Source organism: Microcystis sp. LE18-22.4A (genome assembly GCF_027531105.1).
In the GTDB taxonomy this organism is placed as follows: Bacteria; Cyanobacteriota; Cyanobacteriia; order Cyanobacteriales; family Microcystaceae; genus Microcystis; species Microcystis aeruginosa.
Genome location: NZ_JAPZRB010000135.1, coordinates 1 through 1,517 on the forward strand (window position 1 = coordinate 1; position 1,517 = coordinate 1,517).

At 46.2% G+C, this 1,517-nt stretch carries 1 protein-coding gene; it reads right to left on the bottom strand.

What is annotated here, in order from left to right; genetic code table 11:
• Window positions 1-1,517 (bottom strand): Calx-beta domain-containing protein (locus O9295_RS06080; protein WP_288032338.1); only part of this gene is annotated, 1,517 nt, incomplete at both ends.

A 1,517-nucleotide genomic window follows, 5' to 3' on the forward strand; every position in this document is an offset into this window, starting at 1 on the left:
GTAATTGTCCCAGTCACTGCGGTAGTTGTCCCAACTGTATAACCTGTCCCCGCAGCGAGAGTTAAAGCAACAGTTTCATCACTTTCTACTGTGGTGTCAGCAGTGGGGTCAATTGTGACGGTAGCAGTGGATGAACCAGCAGCGAAAGTGACTGTATTGGTAGTCCCTGTACGAGTGTAGTCGGTATTGAGGGCAGCTGTCCCTCCGAGGGTGTAATTGACGGTTAAGGAATTAGTGGTTACTCCACTACGGGTGAAAGTGTAGATGAGATTGCTTGTCCCGTCTTCGGTGACGCTTGCGGGAGAAACTGCTAGGGTGACACTGGTATCGTCATTGGTAATTGTCCCCGTGGCTGCGTTGGTCGTACCTATTGTATAACCTGTCCCGGCAGCGAGGGTTAAAGCGACGGTTTCGTTGTTTTCTACTATTGTGTCAGGAGTGGGGTCAATTGTGACGGTAGCAGTGGTAGCATTAGCGGCGAAAGTGACTGTATTGGTAGTCCCTGTACGAGTGTAATCTGTATTGAGAGTCGCTGTCCCTCCGAGGGTGTAATTGACGGTTAAGGAATTAGTGGTTACTCCACTACGGGTGAAGGTATAAATCAGATTTGTTGTCCCATCTTCGGTAACACTACTGGGAGAGATAGCAAGAGTGATACTAGGTAAATCATCATTGGTAATTGTCCCGGTAACTGCGTCAGGAGTGCCTATTGTATAACCTGTCCCCGCAGCAAGAGTTAAAATGACAGTCTCATCACTTTCTACTGTTGTATCAGCAGTGGGGTCAACAGTTACGGTAGCAGTGGATGAACCAGCAACGAAATTCACTGTCCCTGTTGCACTGGTGAAAGTTGCTGCACCGGTTTGAGTGTAATCTGTGCTAAATGTCGCTGTTCCCCCAACTGTATAGTTAGCGGTTAAGGCGCTGGTAGTAGAACCGGTACGAGTGAAGGTATAGACTAAGTTAGTTGTCCCATCTTCATTGACACTACTGGGAGAAACTGCAAGAGTAATACTGGGAAGAGTAGGACTAGAAACATAGCTAAAATAACTAGCAGTTAGACTTAATGCTGTTTGATTATTGATAACTGCAATAAGTTCATCTGGTTCGCTGCCTGGTTTGTTGATGTAGAGTTTAGTATTAGAACCAGAAACCGATAACAGATAGTCACCACTTGAACCCCGTAGTTGAATTATATCATCAGTGGTGTTAAAGTCGGCAATTGTCGCGTAGTCGTTATCACCGGGAAGGGTGCTATTACCGTCATCATAGAAGGCATTTGTCGTATCTGCAAGGATAAAGCGATCGTTTCCCGTTCCTCCTTCTAAAGTATCTCGTTCTCCTGTACCGCTATTGGTTCCTTGTAGGGTGTCATTACCATTACCCCCAAAAAGCTTATCATTTCCAAGATCACCATTGAGGACATCATTACCTTCTTCACCATACAAATTGTCATTACCTGCACCTCCTGAAATCGTATCATTCCCGTCCCCGCCATATAACCCCCCCCACTCTCC